Annotated in this window: 16 protein-coding genes; 1 reads left to right on the forward strand and 15 read right to left on the reverse strand. The window is 66.0% G+C overall.

The features are described from left to right. Positions 1–4: 4 nt before the first annotated feature. Positions 5–1,153 (reverse strand): acetyl-CoA acetyltransferase, encoded by a 1,149-nt coding sequence (locus tag H5T74_02510; protein ID MBC7229250.1) that lies wholly within the window; start codon positions 1,151–1,153, stop codon positions 5–7. A gap of 96 nt (positions 1,154–1,249) precedes the next feature. Next, the gene (locus H5T74_02515; protein MBC7229251.1) at positions 1,250–1,819 is read right to left on the reverse strand and encodes a gamma carbonic anhydrase family protein; all 570 of its coding nucleotides are present in this window, start codon (positions 1,817–1,819) and stop codon (positions 1,250–1,252) included. Between the two features lie 263 nt (positions 1,820–2,082). Here H5T74_02515 and H5T74_02520 point away from each other — a divergent pair, with 263 nt between their 5' ends. Continuing rightward, on the forward strand, positions 2,083–2,817 hold the full coding sequence (locus H5T74_02520) for a hypothetical protein (protein ID MBC7229252.1): 735 nt from the start codon (positions 2,083–2,085) through the stop codon (positions 2,815–2,817). Positions 2,818–2,837: 20 nt separating this feature from the next. Here H5T74_02520 and pcrA read toward each other — a convergent pair whose 3' ends face one another. The 13 genes from pcrA to H5T74_02585 all read right to left on the reverse strand — a co-directional run bounded on the left by pcrA (position 2,838) and on the right by H5T74_02585 (position 16,111). Then, positions 2,838–5,018 (reverse strand): DNA helicase PcrA, encoded by a 2,181-nt coding sequence (pcrA, locus tag H5T74_02525; protein ID MBC7229253.1) that lies wholly within the window; start codon positions 5,016–5,018, stop codon positions 2,838–2,840. A 168-nt stretch (positions 5,019–5,186) separates the two neighbouring features. Then, positions 5,187–5,981 (reverse strand): NUDIX hydrolase, encoded by a 795-nt coding sequence (locus H5T74_02530; GenBank protein ID MBC7229254.1) that lies wholly within the window; start codon positions 5,979–5,981, stop codon positions 5,187–5,189. Positions 5,982–6,311: 330 nt separating this feature from the next. Then, the gene (gene guaA, locus H5T74_02535; GenBank protein MBC7229255.1) at positions 6,312–7,856 is read right to left on the reverse strand and encodes a glutamine-hydrolyzing GMP synthase; all 1,545 of its coding nucleotides are present in this window, start codon (positions 7,854–7,856) and stop codon (positions 6,312–6,314) included. 46 nt (positions 7,857–7,902) lie between these two features. After that, on the reverse strand, positions 7,903–9,063 hold the full coding sequence (locus tag H5T74_02540; GenBank protein ID MBC7229256.1) for a GuaB3 family IMP dehydrogenase-related protein: 1,161 nt from the start codon (positions 9,061–9,063) through the stop codon (positions 7,903–7,905). Between the two features lie 600 nt (positions 9,064–9,663). Then, positions 9,664–11,280, reverse strand: coding sequence for a chaperonin GroEL (groL, locus tag H5T74_02545; GenBank protein MBC7229257.1), 1,617 nt, complete (start codon positions 11,278–11,280; stop codon positions 9,664–9,666). 44 nt (positions 11,281–11,324) lie between these two features. Further along, the gene (groES, locus tag H5T74_02550; GenBank protein ID MBC7229258.1) at positions 11,325–11,630 is read right to left on the reverse strand and encodes a co-chaperone GroES; all 306 of its coding nucleotides are present in this window, start codon (positions 11,628–11,630) and stop codon (positions 11,325–11,327) included. Between the two features lie 401 nt (positions 11,631–12,031). Next, a complete protein-coding gene (gene tsaD / locus H5T74_02555; protein MBC7229259.1) occupies positions 12,032–13,054 on the reverse strand; it encodes a tRNA (adenosine(37)-N6)-threonylcarbamoyltransferase complex transferase subunit TsaD in 1,023 nt (340 codons plus the stop codon). 57 nt (positions 13,055–13,111) lie between these two features. Continuing rightward, on the reverse strand, positions 13,112–13,621 hold the full coding sequence (gene rimI / locus H5T74_02560; GenBank protein MBC7229260.1) for a ribosomal protein S18-alanine N-acetyltransferase: 510 nt from the start codon (positions 13,619–13,621) through the stop codon (positions 13,112–13,114). After that, entirely contained in the window at positions 13,609–14,355 is a 747-nt protein-coding gene (gene tsaB, locus H5T74_02565) for a tRNA (adenosine(37)-N6)-threonylcarbamoyltransferase complex dimerization subunit type 1 TsaB (GenBank protein MBC7229261.1), read from the reverse strand. The genes rimI and tsaB overlap by 13 nt, the downstream gene beginning before the upstream one ends. Before the next feature lie 48 nt (positions 14,356–14,403). Then, positions 14,404–14,886: a tRNA (adenosine(37)-N6)-threonylcarbamoyltransferase complex ATPase subunit type 1 TsaE gene (tsaE, locus tag H5T74_02570; protein ID MBC7229262.1), complete on the reverse strand. Its 483-nt coding sequence runs from the start codon at positions 14,884–14,886 to the stop codon at positions 14,404–14,406. Positions 14,887–14,994: 108 nt separating this feature from the next. Continuing rightward, positions 14,995–15,198 (reverse strand): hypothetical protein, encoded by a 204-nt coding sequence (locus H5T74_02575; GenBank protein ID MBC7229263.1) that lies wholly within the window; start codon positions 15,196–15,198, stop codon positions 14,995–14,997. Between the two features lie 5 nt (positions 15,199–15,203). After that, positions 15,204–15,866 (reverse strand): uracil-DNA glycosylase, encoded by a 663-nt coding sequence (locus H5T74_02580; protein ID MBC7229264.1) that lies wholly within the window; start codon positions 15,864–15,866, stop codon positions 15,204–15,206. Between the two features lie 8 nt (positions 15,867–15,874). Beyond that, positions 15,875–16,111 (reverse strand): zinc ribbon domain-containing protein, encoded by a 237-nt coding sequence (locus H5T74_02585; protein ID MBC7229265.1) that lies wholly within the window; start codon positions 16,109–16,111, stop codon positions 15,875–15,877. Positions 16,112–16,171: the final 60 nt, after the last annotated feature.

The following is a 16,171-nucleotide window of genomic DNA, read 5'->3' on the forward strand; positions in this document are numbered from 1 at the left end:
CGCCTCATGCGCTCAGTATCGCCACCGCGGCGGAGGTGGTGGGGATGCCTCTCCACGCCTGGGCGAGGCCGACGCCTGCGCCGGGCACCTGCCTTGAACCCGCCTCCCCCCGCAGCTGCAGCACCAACTCGAGCACCTTCTGCGCTCCCGAACATTCGAAGAGATGCCCCACTCCGAGGCCGCCGCCGGATACGTTGACGGGAAGCGCGCCGCCCGGCGAAGTCTGACCGTCTTCGGTAGCCCTGCCGGCCTGTCCGGGCTCGAAAAGCCTCAGGGCCTCGAGATGCTGTAGTTCCTTGAAGCTGATCTCGTCGTTGACCTCGGCGAGGTCTATCTCCCTTGCCGGGCAGGTGATGCCCGCCATCCTGTAGGCCATGTCCCCCGCCAGACGTACGGCAACCGCTCCACTCCAGTCGCGGCTCTCGATGGTGGGACTGTCGGTGCTCCATCCTATGCCCGTTATCCAGACCGGCTTGTCCGTCAGGGAGGGTGCCAGCTTTTCTGAACACAGCACCATCACCACCGCTCCGTCGGCATAGGGCGCGATGTCCAGGAGCCTCACCGGCTCCGCCACCGGCTCGGATTCCAACACGTGTTCGATGGATATGGACGCCCCGTAGCCTGCCAGGGGGTTCTTGAGCGCGTTGGCTTTGTTCTTGACCACCACCGCAGCACACTGTTCCCTGGTCGCCCTGCCGTCGGTGAGGAAACGGTTCATCTCCAGCCCGGCCAGCGCATAGGCCGTGACGTCGAGTGGACGGTTGAGGACGGGGTCGAAGGCGAAGTTCAACAGATCAGGGATGGTCTTCATGTTACTTGCCTTGCTGAGCGCCTGCACCACCACGATGTCGAACTGCTCCGTGAGGATGTGCATGACGCCCACGGCGAGGGAATGGAGAAAATCTCCCGGTATGGTCTGGGCGGGCTTAAGTACCGCTCCGAGCTGGTCATTGCAATACTCGTCCGAGATGCTGTAGCCCTCGAGCATGTCCTCGGACGTGCACACGAAAGAATCCACGTCCTTGGGCTCTATGCCCGCTTCCTCGTAGGCTTTCACCGCCGCTTCGTAGGTCAGCTCACGGTATGAGCTACCCGGCGATACCGAGGTGAAGGCGGTGTAGCCCAAGCCGGCGATCGCCACCCTTTCACGCATAAGCAACCTCCTTTGATCGGACCCCTACCGGACGCAAGAGGATGTGTACAGGCCGGATCACCTCCCCGCTTAATGTGTCCGTGCTACGTGACGACTTCAATATTTCGGCATGTGCGGCCGGGCGAACTCGAAGTAGGCGGTGGCTATCTCCCGCAGCTTTTCCTCGTTCTCCTCCGGGAACTCCTTGGTCACCTTCGCCGGGACGCCCACCACCATGGAGCGTGGGGGGATGTTCATGCCCTGGGGCACCACGGCGCCCGCGGCCACGATGCTCCCGTGTCCCACCACCGCGCCGTCGAGGACCACGGCGTTCATCCCGATGACGCAGTTGTCCTCCACGGTGGCGCCGTGCAGGATGGCTCCGTGGCCGCAGGTGACGTGGTCGCCCACCTTCACCGGGCCGTGGAGCACGCAGCAGTCCTGGATGCTCGAGAACTCGCCCACCTGGATCTCGCCCCGGTCGGCGCGCAGCACGGCGTTGAACCAGATGCTGGAGTTGGCGCCCACATGCACGTCGCCGATGAGCATGGCGCCCTCCGCGATGAAGGCCTCGGGCGACACCCGCGGTACGCGGTCCTGGTACGGGATCAGGGCCAAGCGAATCCCTCCCTCTTGCTCGCCTCGCCATCCCGGGCTCGCCCCTCGGTCCCGGGAGCCCGGGATCATTAAGTAATAAGCAACACTGTGCCGGAAAGCGACACCATATTATCATACCGCCGGTAAAGCATCCAAACCGTTTCCGCGAACGGGAAGGATGAACGGAACGTCGTAAAGCCCCCGGGGGCGCGCCCGCGGCACAAGCCCCCTCTCTTTCTCAAGTGAAGCCGCCGCGGGGACGATAAACTCATCGGATTCCTTGAAGGTCGAAGCGGGGCCCGGGCGGCGCTCGAGCTTCCCGTTCCGATGCCTGTCGGGCGAGAGGAGGTAAAGTGGCCAAACGGCTCTACTGCCCCAGGTGCCTTACGCACGGGGACCCCCAGGCGGAGTTCTGCACCTCCTGCGGCACCAGGCTCGTTCCCCGCATGCGCGTGGTGATCATGCCCTTCGTGGAGAGCGGGCAGGAGCCGGAGTCCCTGGGAGAACACCGCGCGCTGGTGGAACGCGACGGCGAGCTCCAGCCCTCCCAGGCCATCGGGTGCCAGATGTACATGACCAGCGACCTCGACCGGCCGCGCCTCATCGTCAGCGCCAAGGAATCGTATTTCGCCGCCGCGGAGCGCATGCTCCCCGGGCTGGTCAAGGAACACCTCGACCCCATGGGCTTCTACGACGTCCCCGACCCCGCGGACGTGGACCGGGTGGCGGAGAGCGCCGCCCATATGCCCACCGAGCTCTTCGTGCTCATCCAGAGCGAATACGACCCCGAATACCTCTTCCTCCCGGAGGTGAACTACTTCTTCTTCCGGTATCCGCGCCTCCACGGCACGGGCTCGGGCCCGGACAGCGGCTTCGGCTTCGTGCAGATAAGCGCCTTCCTCCTGGACAACCGCGAGAACCGCATCGTGGGCCGGGGATCCGGATCGGGTCTCGAGCTATACCATCCCGGGGACGTGAGCCTGGACGAGAACTTCAGCGTGCCCCCGGAAGTCCAGGCCGAGGTCATGCGGACGGCGGGGACACGCGCGGTGGAATCCCTGCTCAAAGAGATGAAGATGATCAGGTGATCCAGCCGCGGTGAGCGCCGTCAGCCATCGAGCTTCCGCAGCGCCGCATACCTCAAGTGCAGCAGCTTCTCACCCACGCCGGGGAAGTTCACCGTGACCTCAGTCCCGCCGCGGGTACGCGAGACGGAGAGCACCAGGCCCTCCCCGAAGACGTCGTGCGCGACGCGGTCTCCGGCGTGCAGGGTGAGTGCCGTCTCCCCCGCCTCCTCCATCCACGTCCTCCGGGACGGAGCGGCGGCAACCGTGCCCGGCAGCTCGGAGGGCAGCCGCAGCAGGCAGTGCCGGGGGATGTCGGCGATGAAGCGCGACTCCGGGTTGTATTTCGTGTCCCCGTACTGCGAGCGCGTGGCCGCTCCCGTGAGATAGAGCCTGTCCTTGGCGCGGGTCATGCCCACGTAGAAGAGGCGGCGCTCCTCCTCCATGCTCTCCGGGTTGTCCATGCAGCGCAGGTGGGGAAAGACCCCGTCCTCCATGCCCACGATGAACACCACCGGGAACTCCAGTCCCTTGGCGTTGTGCAGGGTCATGAGGGTGACCGCACCCTCTTCCTCGTCGTAGAGGTCTATCTCCGCCACCAGGGACACCCTTTCCAGGAAGGCGTCCAGCCCCTCCCCGGGGTGGGCGGAGTGGAACTCCACCACCGCGCGCTTGAGCTCCTCGAGGTTCTCCAGCCTCCCGGCGGCCTCGAAGGTATCCTGCCGGCGCAGCGCCTCCAGGTAACCGCTCCTCTCCAGAACCGCCTGCAGGAGCTCCGGGAGGGAGAGGGTTTCCATCTCGCCCGCCAGACCCTGCACGAGCTCCGTGAACCCCTGCAGCTTTCCCCGCGCCGAGCTCCCAAGGTTCGGGACCTCGTCGCTGCTCCTCACCGCTTCCCACAGGCCCACCCCCCGGGAGCGGGCGAAGGCCTCCAGGTGGGCCAGGGTGTTGTCGCCGATGCCGCGCTTGGGCTCGTTGATGACGCGGCGTAGGCTCACGGAGTCGTCGGGGTTCAGGAGCAGCTTGAGGTAGGCGAGGACGTCCTTGACCTCCTTGCGCTCGTAGAACTTGAACCCTCCCACTATCTTATAGGGGATGCCGCATCGCAGCAGGACCTCCTCGAAGGGACGCGACTGGGCGTTGGTGCGATAGAAGACCGCGAAGTCGCGGTGCCCGTATCCCCCCTCCTCCATGAGCCGGTTTATCTCCAGGGCCACGAAAGCGGCCTCGTCGCCGCCGGAGGGGGCGAAGAAGAAGCGGATGGGCTCACCGTCCTCGCGCTCCGTCCACAGCCTCTTATCCCTGCGGCCGGCGATGCGCGAGACCACGTGGTTGGCGGCCTCGAGGATGATGCGGGTGGAACGGTAGTTGCGCTCCAGGCGCACCACCCGCGCGTCGGGGTAGTCCCTCTCGAAGTCCAGGATGTTGCGCAGGTCGGCTCCGCGCCAGGAGTAGATGCCCTGGTCGTCGTCTCCCACCACGCACAGGTTGCGGTGCTCCTCGGAGAGCAGCTTTATCAGGCGGTACTGGGCGGGGTTGGTGTCCTGGTATTCGTCCACGTTGATGTAGGAGAAGCGCTGGCGGTAGTGCTGCAGCACCGCGGGGAAGAGCTCCAGCACGGCGATGGTGTTGAGCAGGAGGTCGTCGAAATCCATGGCGTTGTTGTTCAGGAGCTGCCGCTGGTAGCCCTGGTACACGGCGTACACCGCGTCGGTGAACTCGTCCTCCACGCGCTCGCGGTAGGAATCGACGTCCACCATCTCGTTCTTGGCGCGCTCGATCATGGCCCGCATCATGCGGGGGGGATAGAGTCTGGTGTCCATATCCAGATCGCGGAGGACGCGCCCCACCAGGCGCAGCTGATCGTCGTCGTCGTAGATGACGAAGTTGCGGCGGTAACCGAGGCGTTCCGCCTCCCGGCGCAGGATGCGGGAACAGGCGGAGTGGAAGGTGGAAATCCACACCGCCCCCGCCCGCGGGCCCACCAGGCGGTGTATCCGCCCCCGCATCTCCTCCGCCGCCTTGTTGGTGAAGGTGATGGCGAGGATGCGCGCGGGGTCCACCCCGCGGCTCTGCACCAGCAGGGCCACGCGGTGGGTGAGCACTCTCGTCTTGCCGCTGCCCGCCCCCGCCAGGATGAGCAGGGGCCCGTCGAAATAACAGGCCGCCTCGCGCTGCTCCGGGTTCAGTTCGCCGAGGATCGCTTCCTCACTGGTCTTCGTCATACGGCATTCATCCTTCCGATGGTTCCGTCAGCGCCTTCATCCCTCCCGTCCCGGGATGCGCCACAGAATATTTTACAGGCAGGGAGTGATGTCCCTCTGCGTCGAGTTTAAGCATGTCACCCGCACCAGGAGGCCGACGCGGTCGCTTCGCCCGCCCGCGCCTCGGATTCACCGGTAGTCGGGGTCGCCCGGCAGGACCAGCTTCATGCGTCCGTCCTCCACCACCACCCGGGGAGAGACGGCGGTGACCTCACGGCCGGCGGAGAAGGCCAGGGCCTCCTCTACGCTGGTAAATCCTGCCAGAGTCATAAGGTTGACCATGGTGGGAGGGAGCATGGCGAAGGTCCCTTCGCGGTTCCTCTCCAGCGCTTCCGACGGGGATATCCAGAGGTGACCGGTCACCTCCAGGTCGTCCTGCGCGGCCACCTGGCAGGGAGGTGCGGCGGCGAGGAAGAAACGGGTGTCGAAGCGTACGGGCATGATCTCGGGGGTGATCCAGTGCGCGAAGTACCGCAAGCGGTCCAGGGCAAGCTCGAGGCCCTCCCTGGCCACCATCTCCGTGAAGGTGAGGCTCCCCTCCCTGAGGGCCTCGCGATAGGCGGCGTAACGCCCCGCCGCCTCCCCGCGGCAGTCCACCATCTCGCCGTGGGCATCGCGGGCGAGGAGGATCCCGACCTCCTCGAAGGTCTCCCTTATCCCCGCCACCAGGATCCCCAGGGCCCTGGCCGGCGATGGAGCATCCGCGAGCAGGGACATGGCCTCGCCGGGTCCCATCCCCGCGCAGATGCCCGCCGCCTCTTCCCCGCAATCGGAGTCCTCCACCGTTCCGCCGGGAAAGACATGCATGTCGGCGGCAAAGTCGCTGTGCGCGCTTCGCCTGACCATGAGGACCTCGACCCCGCTACCGCCGGACGCGTCGCGCAGGAGCATGACCGAGGCTGCGTCCCTGGGTTCCGCTGGCATACCGTCTCCCTTCTCCTTCCCCATCTTAACATCTGGGGTCAGATCTATAGCTGTGTCATATGACGTTATCTTCGATCTTCGATACGTATTTGTTTACGGGGGTTCCGAAGGGGGGCGGTATGGGTTCAGGCATAAAGACGGGGGCGAATCGGGAAGTCATGGCAAATAATGGGGTACATCGACCTTCGATGGGGATCCGCTCGCGGGGGTTCAGGCACAAAGCCGAAGGCGAAAAGGGACTTCCCCGCTGGGGCGCGCAAGCATATATCGCCGTGACTCCACCGTCGACCTATGATACCGACATCGAAGATCGAAGATCTGACCCCACCGTCATTCCCACTCGATGGTGGCGGGAGGCTTGGAGGAGATGTCCAGGACCACGCGGTTCACGCCCTTGACCTCGTTGATCACCCGGCTGGAGATGCGCTCCATGACCTCGTAGGGGAGACGCGCCCAGTCTGCGGTCATGGCGTCCTCGCTGGTGACGGCGCGCACCACGATGGGGTAGGCGTAGGTGCGCTCGTCCCCCATCACCCCCACCGACTTGATGTCCGGCAGCACGGCGAAGGACTGCCATATCTCCCGGTAGAGGCCGGCGCGCTTGATCTCCTCCACCACGATCTCGTCCGCGTCGCGCAGGATGGCCAGCTTCTCCGCCGTCACCTCGCCGATGATGCGGATGGCCAGACCGGGCCCCGGAAAGGGCTGGCGCCACACGATCTCCTCCGGCAACCCCAACTCCTCCCCCACCGCGCGTACCTCGTCCTTGAAGAGGTTGCGCAGGGGCTCCACCAGGGTGAAATCCATGTCCTCGGGCAGGCCCCCCACGTTGTGATGGGACTTGATGCGGGCGGCGTCGCGGGTGCCGCTCTCGATGATGTCCGGATACAGGGTGCCCTGGACCAGGAAATGGGTGTCCTTCATCTCCCGCGCCACCTCCTCGAAGACGCGGATGAACTCCTCCCCGATGGCCTTGCGCTTGACCTCGGGGTCGGTGACCCCCTCCAGGCGGCGGAGGAAGCGGTCCTGGGCCTTGACGTGGACGAGGTTCATATGGAAGTGACGCCGGAAGGTGTCCTCCACCTGCTCGGCTTCTCCTTTGCGCAGCAGGCCGTGGTCCACGAAGACGCAGGTGAGCTGGTCGCCCACCGCCTTGTGCACCAGCACCGCCGCGGTGGCGGAATCAACCCCGCCCGAGAGGCCGCAGATGATCTTGTTCTCCCCCACCTGCTCGCGCACCTCGGACACCGCCTCCTCGATGATGGAGACCATGGTCCAGGTGGGCAGGAGGTCGGCAGCCGTAAAGAGGAAGTTCTTGAGGATCTCCTTGCCCAGTGGAGTGTGGATGACCTCGGGATGGAACTGCACCCCGTACAGCCCGCGCGCGGGGTCCTCCATTGCCGCGACCGGCGAGGAGGCGGTGGTGGCGGTGACCCTGAAGCCGCTCGGGGATTGCACCACCGTGTCCCCATGGCTCATCCATACCGTCTGGTGCAGGGGCAGGCCGTCGAAGAGCGCGCTCTCCCCCACGATGTCTAGCTCCGTCTTGCCGTACTCCCTTATCCCTGTGGCTTCCACCCGTCCCCCAAGCTCGCGGGCCAGCAACTGGTGCCCGTAGCAGATGCCCAGGATGGGAAGGCCCATGGACAGGATCTCGGGGTGGGGACGCGGCGCTCCCTCCTGGTAAACACTGGAAGGACCGCCGGAGAAGATCAGCGCCCTCGCGCCGCGTCTCCTTATCTCCTCCGGGGAGATGTCGTGAGGCACGATCTCGGAATAGACCCTGCATTCCCTCACCCTGCGGGCGATGAGCTGTGCGTACTGAGCCCCGAAGTCGACCACCAGCACGCTTTCCCTCGTTCCGGTGCTCAACATCCCCTCCCTTTTCGTCTCCGCCTATGCCCGTGGAACCTCGCGGCGTTCATTTGATCATGCCCACACCCTGCTCGAACTGCAGGGCCTTGCCCTCGGTGCGGATGGCCGGGGCGACCATGACCTCGGCGCGCTGGAACTCCTTGATGTTCGCGTACCCGCAGGTGGCCATGGAGGTGCGCAGGGCCCCGAAGAGGTTCACGGTGCCGTCGTTCTCGTGCGCAGGCCCCACCAGGATCTCCTCGATGCTCCAGCGCTGCTCCGTCTTCACCCTGGTGCCGCGCGGCAGCTCGGGGTGGAAGGTGGCCATGCCCCAGTGGTAACCCAGGCCCGGCGCCTCCTTGGCCGCGGCTATGGGCGAGCCCAGCATCACCGCGTCCGCGCCGCAGGCGATGGCCTTGGCGATATCCCCTCCCGTGCGCATGCCGCCGTCGGCGATGACATTGACGTACTTGCCCGTTTCCGTGAGGTGACGGATGCGGGCCGCGGCCGCGTCCGCCAGGGCTGTCGCCTGGGGCACCCCTATGCCCAGCACCCCCCGGGTGGTGCAGGCGGCACCCGGCCCCACTCCCACCAAGACCCCCACCGCTCCCGTGCGCATGAGGTGCAGGGCGGTGGAGTAGGAAGCGCAACCGCCCACCACGGTGGGGATGGGCAGTTCGGCGATGAACTTCTTGAGGTTCAAGGGCTCGCTGCGGGTGGAGACGTGTTCGGCGCTTATCACCGTGCCCTGGATGACCAGGATGTCCAGGCCCGCCTCCAGGGCGACGCGGTAATACCGCTCCACCTTCTGGGGGGTGAGGGAAGCGGCGGCCACCACTCCCCCTTCCTTGATCTCCTTTATGCGCCGGGCGATGAGCTCCTCCTTGACGGGCTCCTGGTAGAGTCTCTGCATGCCGCGGGTGGCCTCTTCCTTGCTGAAGGAGGCTATCTCCTCGTAAACCGGCCCGGGATCCTCATAGCGGGTCTGGAGCCCCTCGAGGTTGAGCACCGCCAGCCCGCCCAGTTTTCCTATGGTTATGGCCATCCGCACATCCACCACCGCGTCCATGGCCGAGGCGATCAAAGGGAGCTGGAAGCGGTATCCGCCCAGCTCCCAGGTGATGTCGATATCGTCGGCGTCCCGTGTGCGCCTCGAGGGCACGATGGAAATGTCGTCGAACCCGTAGGCTCTTCTTCCTGATTTTCCCAGACCTATCTCGACCTCCATCTCCACCTCCATACTTGCCTTGCCACGATATATGACTGTCTTCCCCTCCTGTTCCACGATACGGGGAAGCCCGCTGGTCCAGATGCGGTTTGCATCCCTTCAACCGGGGTAACCGTGAAATCCTTTTCATCTATTATTTGATGAGAACTACTATACTCCTTTTCCGATCTCGGAAAAACGCGCTCTTTCTTCGATACGCGGCCCGCGAGCGCCGAGCGAGACCGTTACCCGGCGGCCCGGGCCGGAAGAAGAACCCGAGAGCAACCCCTGCCCGGGAACGACCGGGTCGGTACGAGCGAGGCCGCGCTTGAAGCGGTCGCTTTGCCCGTTCCCTGCCCCATGCGCGCCGAGCGAGACCGTTACCCGGCGGCCCGGGCCGGAAGAAGAACCCGAGAGCAACCCCTGCCCGGGAACGACCGGGTTGGTACGAGCGAGGCCGCGCTTGAAGCGGTCGCTTTGCCCGGTCCCTGCCCCATGCGCGCCGAGCGAGACCGTTACCCGGCGGCCCGGGCCGGAAGAAGAACCCGGCCCGAAACAAAAAAGGGAGGGGATGCAAAGGGGAGGGGCGGAGCCCCTCCCCTTGCGGGAATCTCCCCTTTATTACATCATCCCCGGCGGCATACCGCCCGGCATGCCCGCGGGATGCTCCTCCGGCTTCTCCGCCACCACCGCCTCGGTGGTGAGCAGCAGCCCGGCGATGGAGGCCGCGTTCTGGAGGGCGGAGCGCGTGACCTTGGCGGGGTCGATGATGCCCTCCTTCATCATGTCCACGTACTCGCCGTTGACGGCGTTGAAGCCGTGGCCCTTCTTGAGGCCCTTGACCTTCTCCACCACCACGGAGCCCTCGGCGCCCGCGTTGTTGGCGATCTGGCGCAGCGGCTCCTCCAGGGCGCGGCGCACGATCTCGGCGCCGGTCTTCTCGTCGCCCTCGAGGTCGTCGGTCTTGATGGCCCCGATGGCGTTCACCAGCACCACGCCTCCACCGGCCACGATGCCCTCCTCCACGGCCGCCTTGGTGGCCGAGAGCGCGTCCTCGATGCGGTGCTTCCTCTCCTTCAGCTCCACCTCGGTGGCGGCGCCGACCTTGATCACGGCCACGCCGCCGGAGAGCTTGGCCAGGCGCTCCTGGAGCTTCTCGCGGTCGAACTCGGAGTCGGAGCGCTCGATCTCGGACTTGATCTGGTTGATGCGCCCCTTGATGTCCTCGGGCGACCCGGCGCCCTCGACGATGATGGTGTCCTCCTTGGTCACCTTCACCTGGCGGGCCTTGCCCAGCATGTCCAGGGTGACGTTCTCGAGCTTGATCCCCAGCTCCTCGCTGATGGACTGGCCGCCGGTGACGATGGCGATGTCCTGCAGCATGGCCTTGCGGCGGTCACCGAAGCCGGGGGCCTTCACCGCCACGGACTGGAAGGTGCCGCGGATCTTGTTCACCACCAGGGTGGCCAGGGCCTCGCCCTCCACGTCCTCGGCGATGACCAGGAGGGGCTTGCCGGCCTGCATGACCTTCTCCAGCACGGGCAGGAGATCGGCGATGGCGCTGATCTTCTGGTTGGCGATGAGGATGTAGGGGTCGTCCAGGACCGCCTCCATGCGCTCCGGGTCGGTCACCATGTAGGGGGACAGGTACCCCTTGTCGAACTGCATACCCTCCACGACCTCGAAGCTCATGCCGAAGGTCTGGCTCTCCTCCACGGTGATCACGCCGTCCTTGCCCACCTTGTCCATGGCGTCGGCGATGATGTTGCCCACCTCGTCGGAGTCGGCGGAGATGGCGGCCACGCGGGAGATCTCCTCCTTGGTCTCCACCTCCTTGGCCATCTTCTTGATCTCGTTGACCACCATGTCCACGGCCTTGTCGATGCCGCGCTTCAGGGCCATGGGGTTGGCTCCGGCGGCCACGTTGCGCAGGCCCTCGCGCACGATGGCCTGGGCCAGCACGGTGGCGGTGGTGGTGCCGTCACCGGCCACGTCGTTGGTCTTGGTGGCGACCTCCTTGGCGAGCTGCACGCCGCAGTTCTCCCAGACGTCCTCCACCTCGATCTCGCGGGCGATGGTCACGCCGTCGTTGGTGATCACGGGGGCGCCGAACTTCTTCTCCAGCACCACGTTGCGCCCCTTGGGGCCCAGGGTCACCTTCACCGTGTTGGCGAGCTTGTTCACGCCTTCCTCGAGCAAGCGTCGCGCTTCCTCGTCGTACATTATCTCCTTGGCCATTTTCCCTTTTCTCCTCCTTCAGGGTTCCCTGATTCCAAGGACCACTACTTCTTTTTCTTGTCCTCTTTCTCGACCACGGCGAGAATGTCGCGCTCGCTGAGTATGAGGTGCTCTTCTCCCTCGATCTTCACCTCGGTCCCGCCGTACTTGGAGTAGATGATGGTGTCCCCCTCCTTTACCTCCAGCGGGACGTACTTGCCGTCCTCCCAGCGGCCGGGACCCACGGCGATCACCGTCCCCTCCTGGGGCTTTTCCTTTGCGGTGTCGGGGATGACCAGTCCGGACGGGGTCTTCTCCTCGCTCTCCCCGGGCTTCACGATCACCCGATCACCCAGAGGCCTCAGCTTCATCTACACATCCCTCCATTCCTCTCTTTCCTCTTCCTGCTTCCTTCCCGACTATCTCCACCTGGCACTCAACATGCCAGAGTGTTATCACTCTTTGTTGAAGGCTGTTAGCACTCTAGATATTAGAGTGCTAAGGGAAGGATAGGGCAAGGAAGAAAAAAAATCAAGGGGGTTTTTACGGAAGAGCTGCAGGGGAAAGGCCTTGGAGGCGGCAACGGGCTCGCCCGGGCGAGCCAGGGCTACCCCCACCTCCCCGTAGCGGTGGGACAGGGGTCGGCAGACCCCTGCCGCAAGGAGCTCATGCGCCGCGACGGCACCCCGACCAGCGGGGCGGGAGGAAAGGGGGCGGCCAACCCCTGCCACCCGAAAAGCCGCATACGGCCTCCGCGACCGGCGCCATGCCCTCAGGCCAGGGGAAGGGATGCGGCGGCGTCCACCTCGAGCGAGGCCACGTCGCCCTCCTGCAACATGCGCCACCCCAGGGCGGCGATCATGGCCGCGTTGTCCACGCAGAGCCGCATGGGGGGGTAATATAGCATGATGCCCCGCCCGTAGAGCTCCTCGGCCAGCCTCTCGCGCAGGCTGCGGTTGGCGGCCACGCCCCCCGCCAGCAACACCCCTCCTACCCCCTTCTCCAGCGCCGCGCGGGTTATCTTGTGCACCTGCACGTCCACCACCGCCGCCTGAAAGGAGGCGGCGATGTCGGCCACGTTCACCGTACCGCCGCTCTCCCTCACCCTCCTTACGTGGTTGATCACCGCCGTCTTCAGGCCAGAGAGGGAGAAATCATATCCCGCCTCGCGCATGAGGGCGCGCGGAAAGCGGACGGCCTCGGGGTCGCCCTCGCGGGACAGGCGGTCTATCTCCGGACCCCCGGGATAGCCGAGCCCGAGGTATCTCGCCACCTTGTCGTAGGCCTCGCCCGCCGCGTCGTCCAGGGTCTCTCCCAGCACCTCGTAGCGGCGGTGGGAGGGCATATAGACGAGCAGGGTGTGACCCCCGGAGGCCAGAAAGGCGACAAGGGGGGGTTCCAGGCTTGGGAAATGCAGGAAATTGGCGTAGATGTGCGCTTCCAGGTGGTTGACGCCCAGGAGGGGGATGTCCAGGGAGAAGGCCAGCGCCTTGGCGGCGGTCAGTCCCACCAGGAGGGCTCCGATGAGCCCCGGTCCCCGCGTCACCGCCACCGCCTCCAGCTCTCCCATCCCCACCCCCGCGCCCTCCAGGGCCTGCTGCACGGCGGGCAGGATGGCCTCCAGATGCGCCCTGCTGGCGAGCTCGGGGACCACCCCCCCGTAGCGACGGTGCAGGTCGGCCTGGGAGGAGATGACAAGGGACAGCGTCTCCTCTCCCCTCCGCACCACGGCGGCCGAGGTCTCGTCGCAGGAGGTCTCGATGCCCAGGATCAGCCCGTCCTTCGCCCCGCTCATCTCCGCGCCTCCCCTTCACGGCGTGCGGCCGGGGGTGCGGCGGCGGCGTTCGCGCCCTCAGCCCTCCTCCACATCCCCGTATCTCCTCCGTAGGTCTTCCAGCAGCCGCCGGTACTCCGGCGTGGTGATGTCCTCTGTCCACATGATGAGGGCGTTCTCCAGGTTGTCCAGGTAATAATGCTTGCGCTCGCCCATCACCTGGAACCCGAAGCGGCTGTACAGCTCGATGGCGGCGAGGTTGGACTTCCTGACCTCCAGGGTGAGGAAACGCGCTCCCTTTTCCTCCGAGCGTCGCACCAGTTCCAGGAGGAGCCTCGCCCCCACCCCGCTGCGGCGCCGGTCCTCCCGCACCGCGAGGGTCATCACGTGGGCCTCGTCCAGGATGAGCAGCGTGCCCCCGTAACCCGCCAGCTCACCCCCGCATCTAGCGACCACGTAGCACCCCTCCGGTTTTTCCAGCTCGCGCAGGTACATGTCCCGGGTCCAGGGGCTGGCGAAGGCTCTTCTCTCCAGCTCCATCACCTCGGCGAGGTCTTCCTCGCGCATGGTCGCCATCACCAGGCGCATCGCCCCTTCTCCCTCCTCTTCCCCGTGTCGGGGCGCCTTACGTAGAGCGGCCGGAGCGCGAAGGGATCCACGGTCTCCCCTCTCTCAGCCGCCATGCGGCACAGTCGCACCAGGCCCTCCACGCTCGGGGCGCCGTTCCCCGCCACCCCCGCCCCCGCGGGCCATACGCCGGGGTACGCGGCGATCCCCGTTCCCGTGAGGACCGCCTCCCCGCCACAGCGCTCCAGGCAGGCCGAGAGCTCACGCGCCGCCTGCTCCGGTGGAGCGACGCGCGGCGGCAGCAGGGTCCTCGGGTAACCATCCTCCACGCGGTAGATCCCGTAATACACCTCTCCCCTGCGCGCGTCCACGGCCACGAACACCAGCCGGCCGGGGCTCCCCACCCCCGCGGCCGCCACCGCCAGGCTCTCCGGAGCCACGAGCGGGACCCCCAGGGCGAAGGCCAGCGTCTTGGCGGCGGTCACCGCCACCCGCACCCCGGTGAAGGACCCGGGGCCTCTGCCCGCGCCCAGGAGGGCGATCTCCTCCCTGGAGACGCCCGCCTCGTCCATAAGTTCGTGTATCTCGGAGAAGAGAAAGGCGGTCCGCTCGCGCGCGGGGACCTCGCGGCTGAGGGTGCTCCCGGGCCCATGGAGGGCCAGCACCCCACAGGGCACAGAGAGGTCGAAGGCCAGCAGCCACCCGCCTCCCAGGGCATCCAATTCCTTTTTTTGCCTCTCATCCGCCCCGCGCATCCGCCTGTCGCCTTCCCGTCTCGTCTCCCCTCGCCGCCCGCCGCCCCCTCATCGCCCGGACAGCCCCGTAAGCCGGCTGCGCCATCCCTCGCCCCTCGGGAGGAAGACGATATGCCTTTCCTCCTCTCCGCCGCCGTAGGCGAACCTCACCTCGAGGTACGGGGGCCTGAAAAAACCCCTCGCGCGGTCCGCCCACTCCACCACCAGCACCCCGTCTCCCTCCAGATATTCCTCCACCCCCAGGTCGAAGAGATCGAGGGGTCCCTCGAGGCGGTAGGCGTCCAGGTGGACGAGGGGAAGCCTGCCCCGGTATTCTCGCAGCAGAGTATAGGTGGGGCTGGTGAGCTTCTCCCACACTCCCAGTCCCCTCGCCACTCCTTGGGCAAAACAGGTCTTCCCCGTCCCCAGCTCTCCCACCAGCAACAGCACGTCACCCGCGCGCAGCTCCTCCGCCAGCCTCTCCCCCAGGTTCTGCGTCTCCGAGGGACCGCGAGTCACCAACCTCACCGCGCCTTCGCCTGATGCGGCCATCAAACCTCCCGGATATTCCCACGGTTACCTGCGACGGCTCCGGGCGGAAACGTCCCGCCTTCCGCCCTTCCTCGCTCCGGGCCAGGTCCGGAACGCGACCCTCGCGCCTCAGAGGTTCATCTGCTCGGGCTCGCTCTCCGGCGGCTCCACCAGTCTATCTTCACGCCGGACAGTATGGGCATTATCCCGGTTCATCTGCTCGGGCTCGCTCTCCGGCGGCTCCACGGTCCCGACCTCCGGCTCGGGCCGCGCCTCACTCCTCCAGCGCGCACTCTCGGCGTCCAGGTGCTCCCGCAGTCCCCGGGGGCTCATGCTTTTCAGAAAAGGTTCATCTGCTCGGGCTCGCTCTCCGGCGGCTCCACGGTCCCGACCTCCGGCTCGGGCCGCGCCTCACTCCTCCAGCGCGCACTCTCGGCGTCCAGGTGCTCCCGCAGCCTCTGGAAATCCTCGACGAGCACGCTTTTAAGGGGCGGTTTGTGCAGGGCCGCCGCGGGATGGAACAGGGGCACGTAGGCCAGGCCGTCCCTGTACAGGAGCCTGCCGTGGAGCTGGGATATCCCCGTGCTCGTCTTGAGCAGGGTCCTGGTGGCGTGGTTGCCCAGGGTACAGATGATGCGCGGCTTGATGATCTCTATCTGCTTGAAGAGGTACGGGGTACAGGTCTCGAGCTCCTCCGGCAGGGGGTCGCGGTTTTCCGGCGGCCGGCACTTGAGGGTATTGGCGATATATACCTGGGAGCGTTTGAGTCCTATGGAGGCCAGGAGCTGGTCCAGGAACTGCCCCGCCGGACCCACGAAGGGGATTCCCTGCCGGTCCTCGTGGAAGCCCGGCGCCTCGCCCACGAACATGATGTCTGCATCCTCGGTCCCCGTGCCCAGCACCAGGTTGGTGCGGGTGTTCCCAAGCGAACAGCGCCGGCAATCCTTTATGGCCTCGTAGAGCTCACCGATGGTCGCGGCCCCGCGCCAGTCGCCGGCCATGTCCACCTCTACTTTGAGCAGCTGGAGCAGCTCGCCGCGGTGCAGGAGCCGCATCCCGAGGAGCCGGCCGAGGATCTGAAATCCCCCGCGGATGCCGACCCGCTCTTGAAGCCGAAAGTGGAAAAGAGCTTCCTGATCTTCTTCTTGCCGCAAAGGGTGCAGCGCTCCGCCTCCTCCGACATGCTTCGCGCGAAGAACTCGAAGGTCTCGCCGCACGCCTCGCACCTGTATTCGTAGAACGGCATAGCTCATCCCTTCCTTTTCGCGTTCTCGACTTGATTTTAATCACAACCGGGTTGCCGGGC

Source organism: Actinomycetota bacterium, from assembly GCA_014360645.1.
In the GTDB taxonomy this organism is placed as follows: domain Bacteria; phylum Actinomycetota; class Geothermincolia; order Geothermincolales; family RBG-13-55-18; genus Solincola_B.